Annotated in this window: 16 protein-coding genes; 1 reads left to right on the top strand and 15 read right to left on the bottom strand. The window is 51.7% G+C overall.

Annotation, left to right across the window (positions count from 1 at the left end; all coding sequences use genetic code 11):
* Positions 1–124: 124 nt before the first annotated feature.
* The 14 genes from lpxD to DQM29_RS03440 all read right to left on the bottom strand — a co-directional run bounded on the left by lpxD (position 125) and on the right by DQM29_RS03440 (position 14,491).
* Positions 125–1,150 carry a UDP-3-O-(3-hydroxymyristoyl)glucosamine N-acyltransferase gene (lpxD, locus tag DQM29_RS03500; protein ID WP_111741974.1) on the bottom strand — a complete coding sequence of 342 codons (1,026 nt, stop codon included), beginning with the start codon at positions 1,148–1,150 and terminating at the stop codon, positions 125–127.
* A gap of 3 nt (positions 1,151–1,153) precedes the next feature.
* Positions 1,154–1,639: an OmpH family outer membrane protein gene (locus DQM29_RS03495; RefSeq protein WP_170126479.1), complete on the bottom strand. Its 486-nt coding sequence runs from the start codon at positions 1,637–1,639 to the stop codon at positions 1,154–1,156.
* A 65-nt stretch (positions 1,640–1,704) separates the two neighbouring features.
* Entirely contained in the window at positions 1,705–4,098 is a 2,394-nt protein-coding gene (gene bamA / locus DQM29_RS03490; RefSeq protein WP_111739330.1) for an outer membrane protein assembly factor BamA, read from the bottom strand.
* Positions 4,099–4,129: 31 nt separating this feature from the next.
* Entirely contained in the window at positions 4,130–5,491 is a 1,362-nt protein-coding gene (gene rseP, locus DQM29_RS03485; RefSeq protein ID WP_111739329.1) for a sigma E protease regulator RseP, read from the bottom strand.
* Between the two features lie 6 nt (positions 5,492–5,497).
* Positions 5,498–6,349, bottom strand: coding sequence for a phosphatidate cytidylyltransferase (gene cdsA / locus DQM29_RS03480; protein WP_111739328.1), 852 nt, complete (start codon positions 6,347–6,349; stop codon positions 5,498–5,500).
* Positions 6,350–6,358: 9 nt separating this feature from the next.
* Positions 6,359–7,117 carry a (2E,6E)-farnesyl-diphosphate-specific ditrans,polycis-undecaprenyl-diphosphate synthase gene (gene ispU / locus DQM29_RS03475; protein WP_111739327.1) on the bottom strand — a complete coding sequence of 253 codons (759 nt, stop codon included), beginning with the start codon at positions 7,115–7,117 and terminating at the stop codon, positions 6,359–6,361.
* 237 nt (positions 7,118–7,354) lie between these two features.
* Complete coding sequence (ispC, locus tag DQM29_RS03470; protein ID WP_111739326.1) at positions 7,355–8,551, bottom strand: 1-deoxy-D-xylulose-5-phosphate reductoisomerase; 1,197 nt, start codon at positions 8,549–8,551, stop codon at positions 7,355–7,357.
* Between the two features lie 199 nt (positions 8,552–8,750).
* The gene (frr, locus tag DQM29_RS03465; protein WP_111739325.1) at positions 8,751–9,308 is read right to left on the bottom strand and encodes a ribosome recycling factor; all 558 of its coding nucleotides are present in this window, start codon (positions 9,306–9,308) and stop codon (positions 8,751–8,753) included.
* A gap of 91 nt (positions 9,309–9,399) precedes the next feature.
* On the bottom strand, positions 9,400–10,134 hold the full coding sequence (pyrH, locus tag DQM29_RS03460; protein ID WP_111739324.1) for a UMP kinase: 735 nt from the start codon (positions 10,132–10,134) through the stop codon (positions 9,400–9,402).
* 129 nt (positions 10,135–10,263) lie between these two features.
* Positions 10,264–11,118: a translation elongation factor Ts gene (tsf, locus tag DQM29_RS03455; RefSeq protein ID WP_111739323.1), complete on the bottom strand. Its 855-nt coding sequence runs from the start codon at positions 11,116–11,118 to the stop codon at positions 10,264–10,266.
* A gap of 131 nt (positions 11,119–11,249) precedes the next feature.
* Positions 11,250–11,975 (bottom strand): 30S ribosomal protein S2, encoded by a 726-nt coding sequence (gene rpsB, locus DQM29_RS03450; protein ID WP_111739322.1) that lies wholly within the window; start codon positions 11,973–11,975, stop codon positions 11,250–11,252.
* Between the two features lie 317 nt (positions 11,976–12,292).
* Complete coding sequence (locus DQM29_RS03445; RefSeq protein ID WP_111739321.1) at positions 12,293–13,597, bottom strand: dihydroorotase; 1,305 nt, start codon at positions 13,595–13,597, stop codon at positions 12,293–12,295.
* Positions 13,597–13,875 carry an aspartate carbamoyltransferase gene (locus DQM29_RS18355; RefSeq protein WP_232054850.1) on the bottom strand — a complete coding sequence of 93 codons (279 nt, stop codon included), beginning with the start codon at positions 13,873–13,875 and terminating at the stop codon, positions 13,597–13,599. The genes DQM29_RS03445 and DQM29_RS18355 overlap by 1 nt, the downstream gene beginning before the upstream one ends.
* On the bottom strand, positions 13,847–14,491 hold the full coding sequence (locus DQM29_RS03440; protein WP_232054849.1) for an aspartate/ornithine carbamoyltransferase family protein: 645 nt from the start codon (positions 14,489–14,491) through the stop codon (positions 13,847–13,849). Before DQM29_RS03440 ends, DQM29_RS18355 begins: the two co-directional genes overlap by 29 nt.
* Positions 14,492–14,956: 465 nt before the next feature.
* Here DQM29_RS03440 and map point away from each other — a divergent pair, with 465 nt between their 5' ends.
* Positions 14,957–15,751: a type I methionyl aminopeptidase gene (gene map, locus DQM29_RS03435; RefSeq protein ID WP_111739320.1), complete on the top strand. Its 795-nt coding sequence runs from the start codon at positions 14,957–14,959 to the stop codon at positions 15,749–15,751.
* A gap of 21 nt (positions 15,752–15,772) precedes the next feature.
* Here map and DQM29_RS03430 read toward each other — a convergent pair whose 3' ends face one another.
* Positions 15,773–17,275: an APC family permease gene (locus DQM29_RS03430; RefSeq protein ID WP_145960329.1), complete on the bottom strand. Its 1,503-nt coding sequence runs from the start codon at positions 17,273–17,275 to the stop codon at positions 15,773–15,775.
* Positions 17,276–17,347 lie beyond the last annotated feature (72 nt).

The raw sequence follows: 17,347 nt of genomic DNA, 5'->3' as shown, positions 1-17,347 counted from the left end.
GGCCTGCTTTTCATCCGATCGGCAGGCCGCAAATAAAAAATAAAATTGATGGCTCAATAATTGTTTATTTTACAAATACCTTTATGCGCTAGGCGTTTTACCCTCTGCGCATTCAGGAACTGGCCTATTTCCCATCAACCTTACGCTCAACGGCTTTCAGACGCTTGCTCATGTCATTAATATTCAGCACCAGAGCAGCGGTCTTTCTCCACTCTTTGTTGGACTGAAGCGGAATGCCTGAAGAGTAAATGCCCGGTTCAGTGATGGGACGCATAACCATACCCATCCCCGTCACAACGGCCTTATCACAGATTTCCATATGGCCGTTGATAACGCTGGCGCCGCCAATTTGGCAATAGCGGCCAATCTTCAAACTTCCCGCCATGATGACGCCGCCGGCAACTGCCGTATTGTCACCAATTATGACGTTGTGCGCAATCTGGCACTGGTTATCGATAATAACGCCGTCGCCGATCTGCGTGTCGTCCAGCGCGCCGCGGTCAATCGTCGTACAGGCGCCGATTTCTACGCGGTCGCCGATTCTGACGGTGCCCAGCTGCGGGATTTTCACCCACTGGCCGCGCTCGTTGGCATAACCAAAGCCGTCAGCACCGATAACCGTACCGGACTGAACCAGACAGTCTGCGCCAATGACAACTTCATGGTAAACCGTCACGTTGGCCCACAGGCGAGTGCCTGCACCAATGCGTGTGTTTTTACCAATAAAGCATCCGGCACCAATCACTGCGTTATCGCCCAGCTCTACGCCCGATTCAATCACCGCATTAGCACCGATAGAAACGTTCTCGCCAAGCCTGGCGCTTTTATCAATTACCGCTGAAGGCGCGATATCTTTAGCGGGGGCTGGCGTCGTATCCAACAGCTGGGCCATGCGGGCATAGCTCAGGTATGGATTCTTGACGACCAGTGCCGCTAAATGCGAACAGAACGGTAGATTCTCTTCGGTAATAACCACCGCACTGGCGCGGCATTCTAACAGCTGCTCCTGATAGCGCGAATTGGATAAAAAGGTAATCTGCCCTTCTTTCGCAGAACTCATTGAGGCGACGCCGGAGATGGCGATATCGCCATCTCCGTGCAGTTCTGCACCCAAATGTTCGGCTAAGTCAGCTAAACGAATGGAGTGCATCACTTATTTTACCTGCGCAAGCACTTTCTCAGTGATGTCGTTTTCAGCGTTGCTGTAGAAAGCAGCATCGGCTTTAACAACAACGGCGTAGCCTTCTTTATCGGCAACGGTCTTCACTGCAGCCTGTACTTTGGCAACCAGCTTGTTCATCTCTTCAGATTCACGACGACGGCTGTCCTGAGTGAAAGTCGCTGCTTTCTGCTGGAATGCCTTGATGTCGTTCTCAATTTTGGTGCGCTCAGCGGCCTTCATGGAAGCGCCTTTGGTTTGAAGCTTCTTCACGTTGTCCTGAGCCGTTTTCTCTTCTTTTTGCAGAGCCGTAGCGCGAGACTTGAATTCTCCCTCAAGCTTCTTGGCAATCGCTTCGCGCTCAGGCATCTTTTGCAGAACCTGCATCACGTCAACGACAGCCACTTTATCGGCTGCCTGGGCAACGCCAGAAGCAACCATAGCTAAACCCAGACCTGCAGCACATAACCACTTTTTCAATTTGAACTCCTCACTATAATTGCCTTTGGGCCTAGACCCGTTGTTTACTACCACGCTCAGCATCATTACCAAGTGGTGCCGATGTTGAACTGGAACTGCTCTGATTTATCGCCGTCATACTTGTCCAGCGGGTTCGCATAGGAGAACACCAGCGGCCCCAGCGGAGACATCCACTGTAGCGCGACGCCCGCAGAGGTACGTACGTTGCCCGGATCGCTATAATCTGGAATATCGTAGTACTTGGTTGCAGCGGTGTTTTTCCAGTTGGTATCCCACACGGTACCTGCGTCAAAGAAGACTGAGGTACGCAGCGAGTTAGCATATTTGTCATCAACCAGCGGCGTTGGGAAAATCAGCTCAACGCTGGCTACACCCATGGCGTTACCACCAACGGCGTCGCTGTCTTTCTGCAGGCAGTAACTGCCTGAACAGTTCTGAATATACACGGCCTTAGGACCGATGTTATTCGACTGGAAGCCGCGAACTGTGCCTGAACCGCCCGCATAGAAGTTGTCGTAGAACGGCATTTCTTTACCGCCCAGACCGTCACCGTAGCCTGCACGCACGCGACCCAACAGCACCCATTTGTCCTTACTGTCGATAGGATAGTAGGAGGCGCTGTCAAACGTCAGCTTGTAGTATTCGTTGTCGGAACCAGGGATGGTCACTTTACCGTTTAGGCCTGCGCGGGTACCCGATGTTGGAAAGTAGCCGCGGTTCAGGCTGTTGTAGTTCCATCCGGCTGAGAAGAAGAAGTCGTAAGCCTTATAGTCCGCCTTCTTGTTCAGAGACGGAGACTCGCCGACAGATTCCAGATAGCGCCACATAGCAACCTGCGGCTGCATCTCAGACAGGTCGTTGCTGACGAAGTCTAAGCCAAAGCGCAGTGCGTTGTTTTCGTTGATTGGGAAGCCCAGCGTAGTGCCAACACCAAAGCTGTCTTTGCTATAGTCGGACAGGTCGGCATCGTCAGCGTCAAACTGATCGTAGAAGACCCGACCGCCCAGACTCACGCCGTCAACGGTGAAATAAGGCTCAGTCACAGACAGCTCAACGTAGGTGCGGTAGTCGTTCTTGGTACCGTTAATCCCTACGCTCTTGCCTGTACCCATCCAGTTTTCCTGCTGCAGGCCAACCTGGAAGCTGACGCCGCTTTCGGTGCCGAAGCCGACGCCGAAGTTAAAGGTACCGGTGTTTCGCTCTTTCACCTTGTAGACTAAGTCAACCTGATCGGGAGATCCCGGCACGCGCTCGGTTTCTACGTCAACGGTTTCAAAATAGCCCAAGCGGTTTAAGCGTTCTTTGCCCTGCTCAACCTGATCGTTACCCAGCCATGCGCCTTCCATCTGGCGCATTTCGCGACGCAGAACGGAGTCCTTGCTGACGTCGTTGCCTTCAAAGCGAATGCGACGAACGTAGAAGCGGTTACCGGCGTCTACGCTGATGTGCAGCTTAACAGTGCGATCCGCATCGTTAATTTCAGGCTGCGTAGCAACGCGCGGGTAGGCATAGCCGTAGCGACCCAGCAGCTTTTTAATGCTGTCTTCAACCTGAGTCACCTTGCTGCCGTTATACAGCTCGCCCGGTTCAACCTTGGCAAGCTCTTCAATAGCACCGGCGTGACCAACCAGATTGCCTCTGACTTCAACGCCGGAAAGCTTGTACTGCTGGCCTTCGGTAACGTTGATAGTGATATAGATGCTTTTCTTATCCGGCGTCAGGCTGACGTTAGTAGAATCGATATTAAAGCGGGCATAGCCGCGATCCAGATAAAAACTGCGCAGCGCTTCGAGGTCGCCGGACAGCTTTTGCTTCTGATAGTTGCGATCGCCGACAACGTTCCACCACGGAACCTGATCCCGCAGTTGGAAGCGACCGACCAGCTCATCGTTAGAGAAAGCGCGGTTGCCGACAATGTTAATTTGTTGAATAGAGGCGGATTCGCCCTCAGAGAACACCAGTTTGAGGTCAACGCGGTTACGAGGCAGCGGAGTTACGATGGCTTTTACCGAGGCGTTGTATTTACCTACGCTGTAGTAAAAATCCTCCAGCCCTTTCTCTGTCGCACTAAGGGTGGTTCTGTCCAGCGCTTCACCGACGCGAACGCCGGAAGCTTCCAGGTTTTCCTTAAGCGCGTCGTCTTTCACCGCCTTATTACCGGAAAACGTGACGCTGGCGATTGTTGGGCGTTCCTTAACCTGTACGATGAGGGTATTGCCGTCGCGCAGCACCCTGACATCCTCAAAGTTACCGGAAGCAAACAGCGTACGGATAGTATTACCAATATCCGCATCGCTGACTGTATCGCCTACGCGAACAGGCATGTTTAGCAGTGCGGCACCTGTGGCAACGCGCTGCAACCCTTCAAATCGAATGTCCTGTACGACAAACCCGTCGGCACCGTAAGCGGTGGCGCTGCCAAGCAGCAGCGACGCTAAAAGCAACTTTTTCATCGCCATCGTTATTATCTGTTTATCCTAACCAAAGTCTCTAGCTGTAAAAGCGAGAGAAGTCATTGAAAAGCGCAAGTCCCATCAACAGTACCAATAAGATTGCCCCAACCCGATAACTATAGTCCTGAACTTGCTCAGACACCGGTTTACCCGTTACCTTTTCTACCGCCAGAAACACCAGATGACCACCGTCTAATACTGGTAGAGGGAACAGGTTAATTATGCCTAAGTTTACGCTAATTAGCGCTAAAAACATCAGATAATAAACCAACCCATAGCTAGCGGCCGTTCCGGCTCCCTGAGCAATTGATATTGGGCCGCTCAGATTTTTCAACTTCACGTCGCCCGTTATCAGTTTTGCTATCATTTTGGCAGTAAGCGTCGTCAACTGCCAAGTTTCGCTTCCCGCCTGATAAACCGCCGAAAATACGTTGTACTGGCGATTTATCTGATACTCGTCGGGTAGCGGTATCACCTTCGGTGAAATACCGGCAAACCCTCTTTGTGAACCGTCACTAAGCGTTTTCACGTCAGGCGTCATGGTCAGCGTTCGGCTTTCTCCGTCGCGGGAAATGACCAGCTCAATAGGCTGCCCCGGACTGCCGCTCACCAGCTTAACGAAGTCCTGCCACTGTCCAAACTCAGCGCCGTTAACCCTTAACAGCCGGTCGCCCTGCATCAGCCCCGCTTTAGCGGCAGCAGAATCCTGCTGAACGATCTCAATCACCGGCTCAATCTGCGGCATTTTCGGCACAAAGCCAAGCGTTTTTATCGGATCCTGCTTGTCTGGATCAAACGCCCAGTTGGACGTATCCAGCGTCCTTTCCTGTTCGGAAGAGGAGCCAAAAGGCGCAATAGTAACGTCGATTTTCTTTTCACCAATCTGCCCGACCAGCGCCATACGAACAGCACTCCAATCAGGCGTTTCGATACCGGCAACGGACTTTAGTTCCATTCCGGCAGAAATATTCGCCTGCGCGGCAATAGATTGAGGAGCCACTTCGCCGATAACTGGTCGCAGTGACGGTACGCCGATAATGAATACCAGCCAGTAGGCAAACACGGCAAACAGGAAGTTTGCCATTGGGCCTGCGGCAATAATCGCTGCGCGCTGCCCGACGGTTTTATTGTTAAACGCCTGAGCGCGAAGTGCGGGTTCGACCTCTTCAGCGCGCTCATCGAGCATTTTGACATAGCCGCCGAGTGGGATCGCAGCAATGACGAACTCCGTCCCTTTCTTATCGGTTCTGCGCCACAGCGCTTTGCCAAAGCCGATAGAAAAGCGAATGACCTTAACGCCACAGCGGCGAGCCACCCAAAAGTGGCCAAACTCATGCACCGTGACCAGCAGCCCCAGTGCAATGATAAAGACCACTATGGTGTGAATTACACTCATCAACCCGCCTTAAAAAATCAGAAATATCAGACAGGCAAAGACCGGTATGGCCGCCGTCAGACTGTCAATACGGTCAAGCACACCGCCGTGACCGGGAATAAGATGGCTGCTGTCCTTAATGCCCGCTTCGCGCTTAAACATGCTTTCAGTGAGATCGCCCAGCACGGATGCCAACACAGAAATAACGGAACAGATGAGAAGCGTATTCAACGAAACGTGTAAAGGAACAAACAGGCTAAACAGCCAGGCAATCAGCGCAGAGGTAACCAAACCGCCTACCAGCCCTTCAAGCGTCTTGCCCGGAGAAACTTTAGGCGCCAGCTTGCGCTTGCCAAACAGCCGACCGAACGCGTAAGCGCCTGAGTCTGCACCCCAGACTAGCACCATCACGTACAGCAGCCACCAGGCGCCCGTATAGGCATTTTCCTGAAAGCCATACTGCCGCAGAGTGATCATGCCGAAAAAGAACGGAACAATAGTCAAGACGCCAAACATCAGGCGTAAAAGCTGAGACGTTTTCCAAAAACGAGCTGATGCCGGATAGCTAAGCACCATGCACAGCGCCAATACCCACCAGCCGAGAGAGGCCAGCAAGAATGCACTGGCGATCGGGCTCGCTGAAGGCGGCAGGCCAGATGCATAAACCGGCCAGTAAAGCGCTCCCAGACCAATACCGCAGAGAATAGCCAGCGGCACGCGAAAGGCCGAGGATTTAAAACCAATAAACTGCCCCCATTCCCAGGCTGCCAGCATGCATACCGCAATAATGACGATAGCAAAAGGCATCGGCGGCAGCATAAACAGCGCCGCAATAACCAGAGGAATAAGAATCAGCGCAGTAATGATGCGTGACTTCAGCACGAGTGCCTCCTAGATTTCCTTACTACTCGCGGGCTCAGTCCCACCAAAACGGCGCTCACGCTGTGCAAACTCATTAAGCGCACCTTCAAAAACCAGCTCATCAAAATCGGGCCAAAGAACCTCGGTGAAGTAAAGCTCTGCATAGGCAATCTGCCACAGCAGGAAGTTACTTATCCGATGCTCTCCTCCTGTCCTTATCACTAAATCAACCGGTGCCAAATCGCTGAGGTTAACGTACTGACCAATGACGTCTTCGTCTATCTGTTCAGGCGTCATTTCTCCATCAGCGACTTTCTTTGCCAGCGTCTGGCAAGCCTGGGTAATGTCCCAGCGACCGCCGTAGTTCGCGGCGATGTTCAGCGTTAGGCCGGTATTGTTTTCAGTTAATGCCTGCGCTTTATGAATTTTAGCGCGTAAACGGTCGCTAAAGCGGGAAATGTCACCAACCACTCTCATCCGGACATTGTGTTTATTCAGGCTAGGGGCTTCTTTGTCCAGCGCGCGACCAAAAAGCTCCATCAGCGCAGTGACTTCCTGAGCGGGACGGTTCCAGTTCTCACTGCTAAAAGCATAGAGCGTCAGCGCCTGAATTTCCCGACTCACGGCAAAACCTACCGCTCTGCGCACTGCTTTAGCCCCTTCCTGATGGCCAAAAACGCGCAATTTCCCCAGCTGTTTAGCCCAGCGACCGTTACCGTCCATGATAATAGCAACGTGACGAGGAACAGAGGTTTGATTGTTATCGATCTGCTGTTTAACGGGCGACATAACCAGTTGGCACTTCCTAAGTCATTTAAAGAAGGCGGCGGTAAAAACTGCCGCTCTTCTTACGCAAAAAAGCCGTGTACACCGCACGGCTCGCAAAAAAATCAGTTCAAGCACGGTTGTCTATCTGCCTAATCCGTGGAGCTGATAGCCTGAACCGTTACTTCACCGCGCCGTTAATTATGCGCAGGGACGCCTAAACTATACCATTTCACCCTGATGCGAACAAATCTGCTGTGACTAACTGCACAGCAACGCAATCGCGCTATCGGCACGCTCGCGAGCCCAGGCGTCAATAAACAAGACCTCATCAACGTCTTTAGGTTCACTGTGACACAGTGCATCAAGAGTCTGACGATTGATCTTTGCAATATCCGTAAAGGCAATTCTCTGCTGTAAAAACGCCTCTACACTGCGCTCGTTGGCGGCATTGAGCGCAGTCGTTGCCGCCTGCCCTGCGTGGCTGGCCTCAATGGCAAGCTGTAGGCACGGATAGCGAACAAAATCAGGCTGTTCAAAAGTCAGTGCGCTAAGGCGACAGAAATCGAGATGCGAAGCGCCGGAAGAGATGCGTTCGGGATAAGCCATTGCGTGAGCAATCGGCGTTTTCATGTCAGGGGATCCCAACTGAGCCAGAATGCTGCCGTCCTGATAGCGCACCATGGAATGGATCACCGACTGAGGGTGCAATAGCACCTCCATCTGCTCAACAGCGGCGTTGAACAGCCAGCGTGCTTCGATATACTCCAGCCCTTTGTTCATCATAGTGGCTGAATCGACAGAGATTTTTCTGCCCATAGACCAGTTAGGATGCGCGCAGGCCTGATCGGGCGTCATTGAGGCTAACTGCTCAATAGGCGTCGTCCTGAAAGGCCCGCCAGAACCGGTAAGAATAACGCTGACAACGCCGTTATCCGTGAGGGACGCGCGCCCCAGCTCGTGCTGTACAGCTGGCGGCATACTTTGAAAAATCGCATTGTGCTCACTGTCGATAGGCAGAAGCTGTGCGCCATACTGGGTGACGGCATCCATAAACAGGCGACCGCAGGTCACGAGCGCTTCCTTATTAGCCAACAGCACCTGCTTGCCCGCGCGGATCGCCGACAGCGTAGGTAGAAGCCCCGCTGCACCAACAATAGCGGCCATCACCTGATCGACGTCTGGCGCAGCAGACAGCTCACAGGCTGCATCGCGCCCACTGAGCACCTCGGTTAAGATGCCTTCGTCGTTCAGGCGAGTGCGCAGAGAAGATGCTGAAACCTCGTCTGCCATTGCAGCATACTGGGGACGGAATTCCCGACACTGTGCCAACATAATCTCTACGTTATGCCCGGCAACCAGCGCATAGACCTGAAACCGCTCAGGATTCTCCCTGATAACCGCCAGCGTACTGTGCCCTATCGAGCCCGTCGAACCAAGAATCGTTATTTTTTTCATCAGGTTATTGCTACTCACGACATTTCTCACAGAACAAGTCTGTAAAAAGAATGGCACACATTTTACTCTTTTATCAGGCAGAAAATCACGCTCTGGCGTAAAACTCCCGGCTTCCGTGCGCTTTCAACGAACTAAAAAAGAAAAAACCCGGCTGTAGGTCAATGTCCACCACCGGGTTTTTTTATTGGCTAAAGCAAAATTAGAATGCCATCAGCTCGGCTTCTTTCTCCGCCAAAGACTCATCAATCTTCTTGATAAAGCCGTCAGTCAGCTTTTGGATTTCATCCTGTGATTTGCGCTCATCGTCTTCGCTGATTTCTTTATCTTTCAGCAGCGCTTTGATCTTGTCGTTCGCATCGCGGCGAACGTTGCGTACAGACACGCGCCCCTGTTCAGCTTCGTTACGCACAACCTTGGTCAGGTCCTTACGGCGTTCTTCCGTCAGCGGCGGAAGCGGAACGCGAATGATAGTACCGGCAGAAGACGGGTTCAGCCCCAGATCGGAGGCCATAATCGCTTTTTCTATGGCAGGGGTCAGGCTGCGGTCAAACACAGAAATAGCCAGAGTGCGGGTGTCTTCCGTCACTACGTTCGCCAGCTGGCGCAGCGGTGTAGCAGAGCCGTAATACTCAACCTGAATGCCGTCCAGTATGCTTGGATGCGCGCGGCCTGTGCGCACTTTGCTAATGTGCGTTTTGAACATCTCTACGCACTTTTCCATGCGCTCTTTAGCATCTTTTTTAATTTCGTTAATCACGTTGCAAACCTTTCAATGTGAATAATAGTGGGGACTGTGCCTCAGTTGACACACAGCCCGTAAAATTATGCGCATAGCGCACCGAGGGCGTTTATTCCGTCGGCGTGCAGATTAATGTGCCTTCTGCTTCGCCCATAACCACGCGACGCAGTGCACCGGGCTTGTTCATGTTGAATACGCGAATAGGCAAACCATGGTCGCGCGCCAACGTAAAGGCGGCAAGATCCATCACCTTTAACTCACGCTCTAAAACATCCTGATAGCTCAGGAAGTCATACAGCGTGGCATCCGGATTTTTTACCGGATCGTCAGAGAAAACGCCATCAACTTTTGTTGCTTTCAAAACGATATCGGCTTCAATCTCAATCCCGCGCAAGCAGGCGGCGGAGTCCGTGGTAAAGAACGGGTTGCCTGTACCGGCGGAAAAAATAACCACGCGACCGTGGCGCAGCAGGCTGATAGCCTCGGCCCAGCTATAGTCATCGCAGACGCCGTTTAGCGGAATGGCAGACATCAGGCGGGCGTTCACATAGGCACGATGAAGAGCATCACGCATCGCCAGACCGTTCATGACGGTCGCCAGCATTCCCATGTGGTCGCCCACTACGCGGTTCATACCGGCTTTTGCCAGCCCCGCGCCGCGAAACAGGTTACCGCCGCCAATAACAACGCCGACCTGCACGCCCAGCTCAATCAGTTCCTTAATCTCTTGTGCCATACGATCGAGGACGCTGGCATCAATACCGAAGCCTTCGGCTCCCTGTAAGGCCTCGCCGCTCAGTTTAAGCAGGATTCTTTGATATGCGGGTTTTGCGTTGGTTGCCATGATCTGATTTCCTAAATCGGCAGATGATTGTCGTCGGTTTATACTCGCCGAACGTCACGTTGCTGACGAGTATACTTAAAAAAACGGACCGATACTGTTATATCGATCCGCTTCAGTCAACGGGAAAGCTTACTTAGACATCGCAGCAACTTCTGCTGCAAAGTCTACTTCAACTTTCTCGATGCCTTCACCCACTTCAAAGCGGATGAACTCAGCTACGCCAGCTTTACGCTCTTTGAGCAGATCGCCAACGGTTTTGCTTGGGTCCATAACGAAAGCCTGACCGGTCAGAGAAATCTCGCCGGTGAACTTACGCATACGGCCTTCAACCATTTTCTCTGCGATTTCGCGCGGCTTGCCGGACTGCATCGCGATGTCGATTTGAATTTCGTGCTCGCGAGCAACAACTTCAGCCGGAACGTCGTCTGGAGAAACAAACTCAGGCTTGCTTGCAGCAATGTGCATAGCGATGTGCTTAACCAGCTCATCGTCAGCAGCGCCGTTTGCAGCAACCAGAACGCCGATGCGAGCGCCGTGCATGTAGGCACCCAGCTTTTCGCCTTCCAGAACGATAACGCGACGAAGATTGATGTTTTCACCAATTTTCGCAACCAGCGTAGTGCGGGTTTCTTCAAACTTGGCCTTCAGCGCTTCGATATCGCTGATGTTTTCAGCCAGAGCAGCGTCGATAGCGCCGTTAGCAAAAGCCAGGAAGCCGGCGTCTTTAGCAACGAAGTCGGTTTCACAGTTAGCTTCCAGAATAACGCCACGCTTACCGTCAGCAGCGATCTTGGTCAGAATAACGCCTTCAGCAGCAACGCGACCGGCTTTCTTAGCCGCTTTCGCCTGACCAGATTTACGCATGTTGTCGATAGCCAGCTCGATATCACCGTTTGCTTCAACCAGCGCTTTTTTACATTCCATCATACCGGCAGCGGTACGCTCGCGGAGTTCTTTTACTAGAGCTGCAGTAATTTCAGCCATTCTCTTCTATCCTCGGTTATTCTTTGTCGGATGTTCTTTGTGACAAACAAGCAAAAAGGGGGCCTGAACAGGCCCCCTAACCAACATATCTAATACCTGGTTAATAAGGGCTCGCTACGGAGCACTCCTTATTACTCCGCTTCGATGAAGCTTTCTTCAACGGCCTGAACGCCCTGATCGGCGCGGGCTTCACGGACAGTTTCAGCAACAGCGCCAAGGTACAGCTGCACTGCGCGAATGGCGTCATCGTTACCTGGGATAACGAAGTCTACGCCGTCCGGATCGGAGTTAGTATCAACGACCGCAAAAACAGGAATGCCAAGGTTATTGGCTTCTTTGATAGCAATGTGTTCGTGATCGGCATCGATAACGAAAATCGCATCAGGCAGGCCGCCCATATCTTTGATACCACCGAGGCTGTTCTCCAGCTTGTCCATTTCGCGAGAACGCATCAGCGCTTCTTTCTTGGTCAGCTTGTCGAACGTACCGTCCTGTGCTTGAATTTCTAATTCTTTCAAACGCTTGATTGACTGACGGACGGTTTTCCAGTTGGTCAGCATGCCGCCCAACCAGCGATGGTTAACGTAGAATTGGTTGCAGCTTTTAGCGGCTTCTTTGACTGGCTCACACGCTGCGCGCTTGGTACCAACAAACAGGATCTTGCCCTTGTGGGAAGCGATCTTGTTTAACTCAGCCAGAGCTTCGTTGAACATCGGTACAGTTTTTTCAAGGTTGATGATATGCACTTTGTTACGAGCACCGAAGATGAACGGCTTCATTTTCGGGTTCCAGTAACGGGTCTGGTGACCAAAGTGTACGCCAGCCTTGAGCATGTCGCGCATAGATACAGTTGCCATTATTACCTCTATAAGTAAAGTTTGGGGTTATGCCTCCACGTATCCCATAACGCCGACCCCAAAGCGAATAAACGCTTTAAAGCACCCCGCCGCATGTGCCGATACGTGTGTGTTATAACGTAGTTTAAGTAAAAAGTGATTGAAAATACCGAACCGCATTTCGTAAGAATAATTCATAAGAAAAGAAGACGGATTTCCGGCGCGCTTTATACCATAAAAGCGCCCTTAAACGCCACTACTTAGTGTAGGTAAAGTAAATTTGTAGCGAAAAGGCAGCCGCGGTGCGCTCTTATCCGCACCGCAACCGTCAGTTAAGTTTAGCAGTCGCGCCGGATTTCCCCATCCCGGTAGACCCAGCGACCGTTAACCATCGTACTCACCACTTTGCCCGTCATATGCATGCCGCTGAACGGACAAGACTTTCCGCGCGTTAACAGCGACTGAGGGTCAACAATCCACTCCGCTTTCGGATCGATAAGCACTAAGTCCGCCAGTCCACCAACGCTAAGATGACCGCGATCTTTCCAGTCAAACGCCGCCGCAGGCCCGGACGTCATCTTGGCGATCAAATCCTGCACTCGCCACTCTCCGGTGGTAACAAAGCGGCTGTTCAGCACACTGAAAGCCGTTTCGAAACCGGCAAAGCCGCAGGGCGCTTCGTTGAACTCACAGTCTTTCTCTTCGTAGGCGTGAGGAGCGTGATCGGTAGCAATAGCATCTAAAGTACCGTCTTTTAGACCTTCCAGCAGTGCGACAATGTGTTCGTTAGTGCGCAACGGTGGGTTAACTTTAAACACCGAGTCGAACGACTCAATGCTCTTATCCACCAGACACAGGTGATGAGGCGTCACCTCAGCGGTAACCTTAATGCCCTTGGCCTTAGCGGCTCGAATCAAATCTACCGCCCCCTTGCTGCTAACGTGGGCAATATGAATATGGCCACCGGTCATTTCCGCCAGCATCAGTTCACGAGAGACAGCAATGTTCTCCGCTTCCGCCGGACGGCCTTTTAGCCCCAGCTTGGCCGAGACGCAGCCTTCATGCATAACGCCGTCAGCTACTAGACAGCAGTCTTCTGAGTGGGATATCACCGGCAGGTCAAACATGCTGGCGTACTCCAGCGCAGCGCGCATCAGGCGCGCGTCATCCACGTAGTTTCCGTCGTCAGATAGCGCTCTCACGCCGGCCAAAGCCATATCGCCAATTTCGGCCAGCTCTTTGCCTTCCAGACCTTTAGTAACGGCACCAGTAATCTCAACCCGCACCAGACCATCCTGACGGATTTTGTTTTTCATCCCTTCAACAATGATGGCCTGATCGATTACCGGGCGTGTGTTGGCCATGGTCAGAATGGTGGTATACCCTCCGGCGGCAGCCGACGCCGTGCCGGTCAACAGATCTTCTTTCGCCTCTTGCCCAGGCTCGCGCAGGTGACAGTGGATATCAATAAAGCCGGGGCTGACGATAAGCCCACTGGCATCGATACACTCCTCTGCCGCAGCAGACTTAAGCCCCTTCCCTACTTCCGCAATAACGCCGTCTATAACGCGAACGTCAAGCACATCGTCTATCCCGTTTGCCGGATCGATCAGGTGACCGTTCTGAATTAACCACTGTGCCATTACGCGCATTCCTCATCGGCTAAAGTTAAAGAGAGTACCGCCATTCTGACAGCCACACCGTTGTTCACCTGCTCTTCGATAGCGGAGAAGCGGCCGTAGGCTACGTCTGGCGAAATTTCCAAACCGCGATTCATTGGGCCCGGGTGCATCACCAGCACGTTCTTTTTCGCCAGCTTTAAACGCTCTTCGTTAATGCCGAAGATGCGGGCATATTCGCGCGGCGTAGGGAACAATCCCTTCTTTTGGCGCTCAAGCTGAATGCGTAAAACGTTCACCACGTCGGCATCGGCGATAGCGTCTTCCACCCGGTGATGGATGGTGACCCCCCATATCCACCATCTCTTTCGGGATCATCGTTTTAGGGCCGCCCAGATGTACCTCGGCCCCCAACTTCAACAGCCCCCAAACGTTTGAGCGGGCAACGCGGCTATGCAGAATGTCTCCGATAATCGCCACTTTCTTCCCGGCTATTTTGCCGTGATGTTGGCGAATCGTAAGCAGGTCCAACAGCCCCTGCGTAGGGTGTTCGTGTGCGCCGTCACCGGCGTTAATAACCACTGCATCAACGTAGCGCGTCGCGTACTGCGCTGCACCTTCCGCACTGTGGCGCATCACAATGGCATCGATACCCATTGCCTGCACCGTCAGAAGCGTATCGCGCAGGCTCTCTCCCTTAGCCACGCTGGACGTTGACGCTGCAATATTGATGACGTCGGCACCAAGATATTTGCCCGCCAGCTCGAAAGATGAACGGGTGCGAGTGCTGTTTTCAAAGAAGACGTTAACGATTGCTTTTCCCCGCAAAACGGAAAGTTTCTTATTTTTTTGGCGCCCCACCAGTTTCTTCATTTCTGCGGCGGTATCTAACACGCGTTCAATGTCTAAGGGCGACATGTGTTCCAACCCTAGTATATGTTGGCCTCGCATTCTTTTTTCTGCTCCCCTGTTAAACTTCAGACGAAAAAAAACCCCTAATCAACGGCCTGTCGGCATATGATTAGGGGTTGATATCAACCTCTTTAGCTATGTGTATCTTCATTCTTCTTAACCTTTTTCTTCGGCTTTAAGTGATGCAAACGCACGCTTTTGATAATGTGAATCTTGTGCGCAAACCTTCTTAATCTACCAGATAATATTTTATCGTCAACCAAATTTCTGAGAAATCATCGATATTTTTTACAACACAAACGGGCTCTATAACAGTGCCTCATCGCGGCAATAAATTTGGCTCTCTTTCTCAGGGCTGTTACCATAGTAGAATCTTGTATTGATAATCGTTGTCGATTAGCGCTTTTCGCCAGCCTCCTGTGTATCTCTGCACAGCAGGTAACGATAGCGGTTTAACATGGACTCTGCTTTATGGCTATCTCAATAAAAACTCCTGAAGACGTCGCTAAAATGCGCGTTGCTGGCCGACTCGCGGCCGAAGTGTTGGAAATGATTGAACCCTTTGTGAAGCCAGACGTCACCACCGGTGAACTGGATCGCATTTGTCACGACTACATTACCAATACGCAAAACGCCATTTCCGCCTGTTTGGGTTATCACGGCTTTCCCAAGTCGGTTTGTATCTCAATCAATGAAGTGGTTTGCCACGGCATTCCCAGTGATGACAAAAAGCTCAAAGACGGCGATATCGTCAATATCGACGTTACCGTGATTAAAGACGGATTCCACGGCGATACGTCCAAAATGTTTACTGTTGGCCAGCCGACCATTCTGGGCGACCGCCTGTGCCGCGTGACTCAGGAAAGCCTCTATCTGGCACTGAGAATGGTTAAGCCCGGCATTCGCCTGCGCACGCTGGGTAAGGCGATTCAGAAATATGTAGAAGCACAGGGATTCTCGGTCGTTCGCGAATACTGCGGCCACGGCATCGGCGAAGGCTTTCACGAGGAACCTCAGGTTCTTCACTATGATGCGGACGACGGCGGCGTGGTGCTGCAAAAAGGCATGACCTTTACTATCGAGCCGATGGTCAACGCCGGCGACTACCATATTCGCACCATGAAAGACGGCTGGACGGTCAAAACCAAAGACCGCAGCCTCTCCGCGCAGTATGAGCACATGATTGCCGTTACTGATGACGGCTGCGAAATCCTTACTCTGCGCAAAGACGACACTATTGAAGCAATTCTGACGCCCGCAGAGTAACCCTCGCTACGCGCCGGAAGCCTAGGCTTCCGGCGTCTGTTTTTTACTTATCCTGCGACAATAGATTTCATAAGCGACCAACCCAGCCAGCACAGCTACTGCGCCCCCATAAAACGCCCATTTCGCTCGCTCAAATTCCCCCAGATAAACGGCTGGCAACACGGCGGCACTGACGTTGGAAAGAATAATCACCAACACCACCGTTCCGCTTATCAAAAGCGCTGACAGACGGCTTTTGGGTATCTCAGAGCCGACCTCAGAATGAAGCTTCGTTTTAAATAAAAAGAACGCAACGGCCAGAAGGAGGCAAGGCAAGGTCATCAGAACCTGAGTCAGGGTATCTAACAGGTAATAGGACTGCTCTCGCGATACGTTTAGCACAATTAATACCAGCAGACACTGCACCCACATCGCTTTCGCCGGTACTCCCGCTGTATTTGTTGACTCAGCTGTTTCTTGAATGCCCCTCATCAACAGCCTCAGCGGCGCATAAATTAAGATTAATACCGAGGCCACTGCGGCTAGGAACAAAAGAAGCCCGGTAATGTGCAGCAGCTCGCTACTGATAGCAGCGACGGAGTCAGAGGATAAATGCAGAGCTACTCCCCAGGAAGCGCCCATATTTTTCGTTAGTTCAAAAATACTGGGGATCCAATAGCCATCGGCTGCGGGCTGTGTCCCCCACAGCAAAACGCTCACCGCGTAGCCAATAGCAACGACAATGACCGCTAACACTAGCTTTTTCTTAAGCGCTTTACCCACGTTTTGAACGATATTGGTTAAGCCCCCCGCAATACTGATACAGCAATAGGCAAAAACAATCTGTACCACCAGTTGGGCATATTCGCCTTTTCTGCTAGCTGCCTCAAACCCCGAACGCGGAGCCAACGGCAAGTGACTTGCTAAAGCTGACGAGCCATCGACCAAAAGAAGCAAGGGTACACTAGCCAGTAATAAAACCAGTATGGCACAGATGAGAGCCGCTCCGCCTATGGTGATAATAAGCCGTAAGTGACTATGCCATTTGATGGCAATAATCGTCGCCAGCACCGCAACAACTGTCGTTAAGCCACTTTTCGACCAAAGCTCAAACCGGCTTAATAAAAAAAGATCGTCACCGCAAATAAAAATCGACAGGTAATGTATCGCGTAAGAAATACAGTTCCCGATTAAGATGATGCAGGACAAGTACCAAATAAATGCCCCAACAAACGTCAGACGCGCGCCCAGATAACGGCTCGCCCAAGTGTAGATCCCACAGCCGTCGCGACGAAGCTCTGCCCCGATATCAGACATTATCAGCACAAACGGTAGAAAAAAGACCAGCGCGAGGACTAAATATAGCAACACCGCGCTATTTCCCATGACGCGAACGGCCAATGAACTCCGAAAAAAGTCGAAGGACAGCAAAAGAGCGATTAAAACAAACGATACAACGCCTGCTCTGCTTTTTATTAACACGGCTAGATTATCTATTGAAATGAAATAATAATCATTGTAATTAAATGAAATCAGCAATGACAAGAAGAATGTACGTCAAGAACCGTCGGTTATACCAATACGTCTTTCCTTTTCCCTTTATCCATCTGGCGATTT

The sequence above is a fragment of the Leminorella richardii genome (assembly GCF_900478135.1).
Classification (GTDB): Bacteria; Pseudomonadota; Gammaproteobacteria; order Enterobacterales; family Enterobacteriaceae; genus Leminorella; species Leminorella richardii.
Note: the sequence above shows the minus strand (reverse complement) of the source record. Positions and strands in the feature narration are given on the sequence as shown.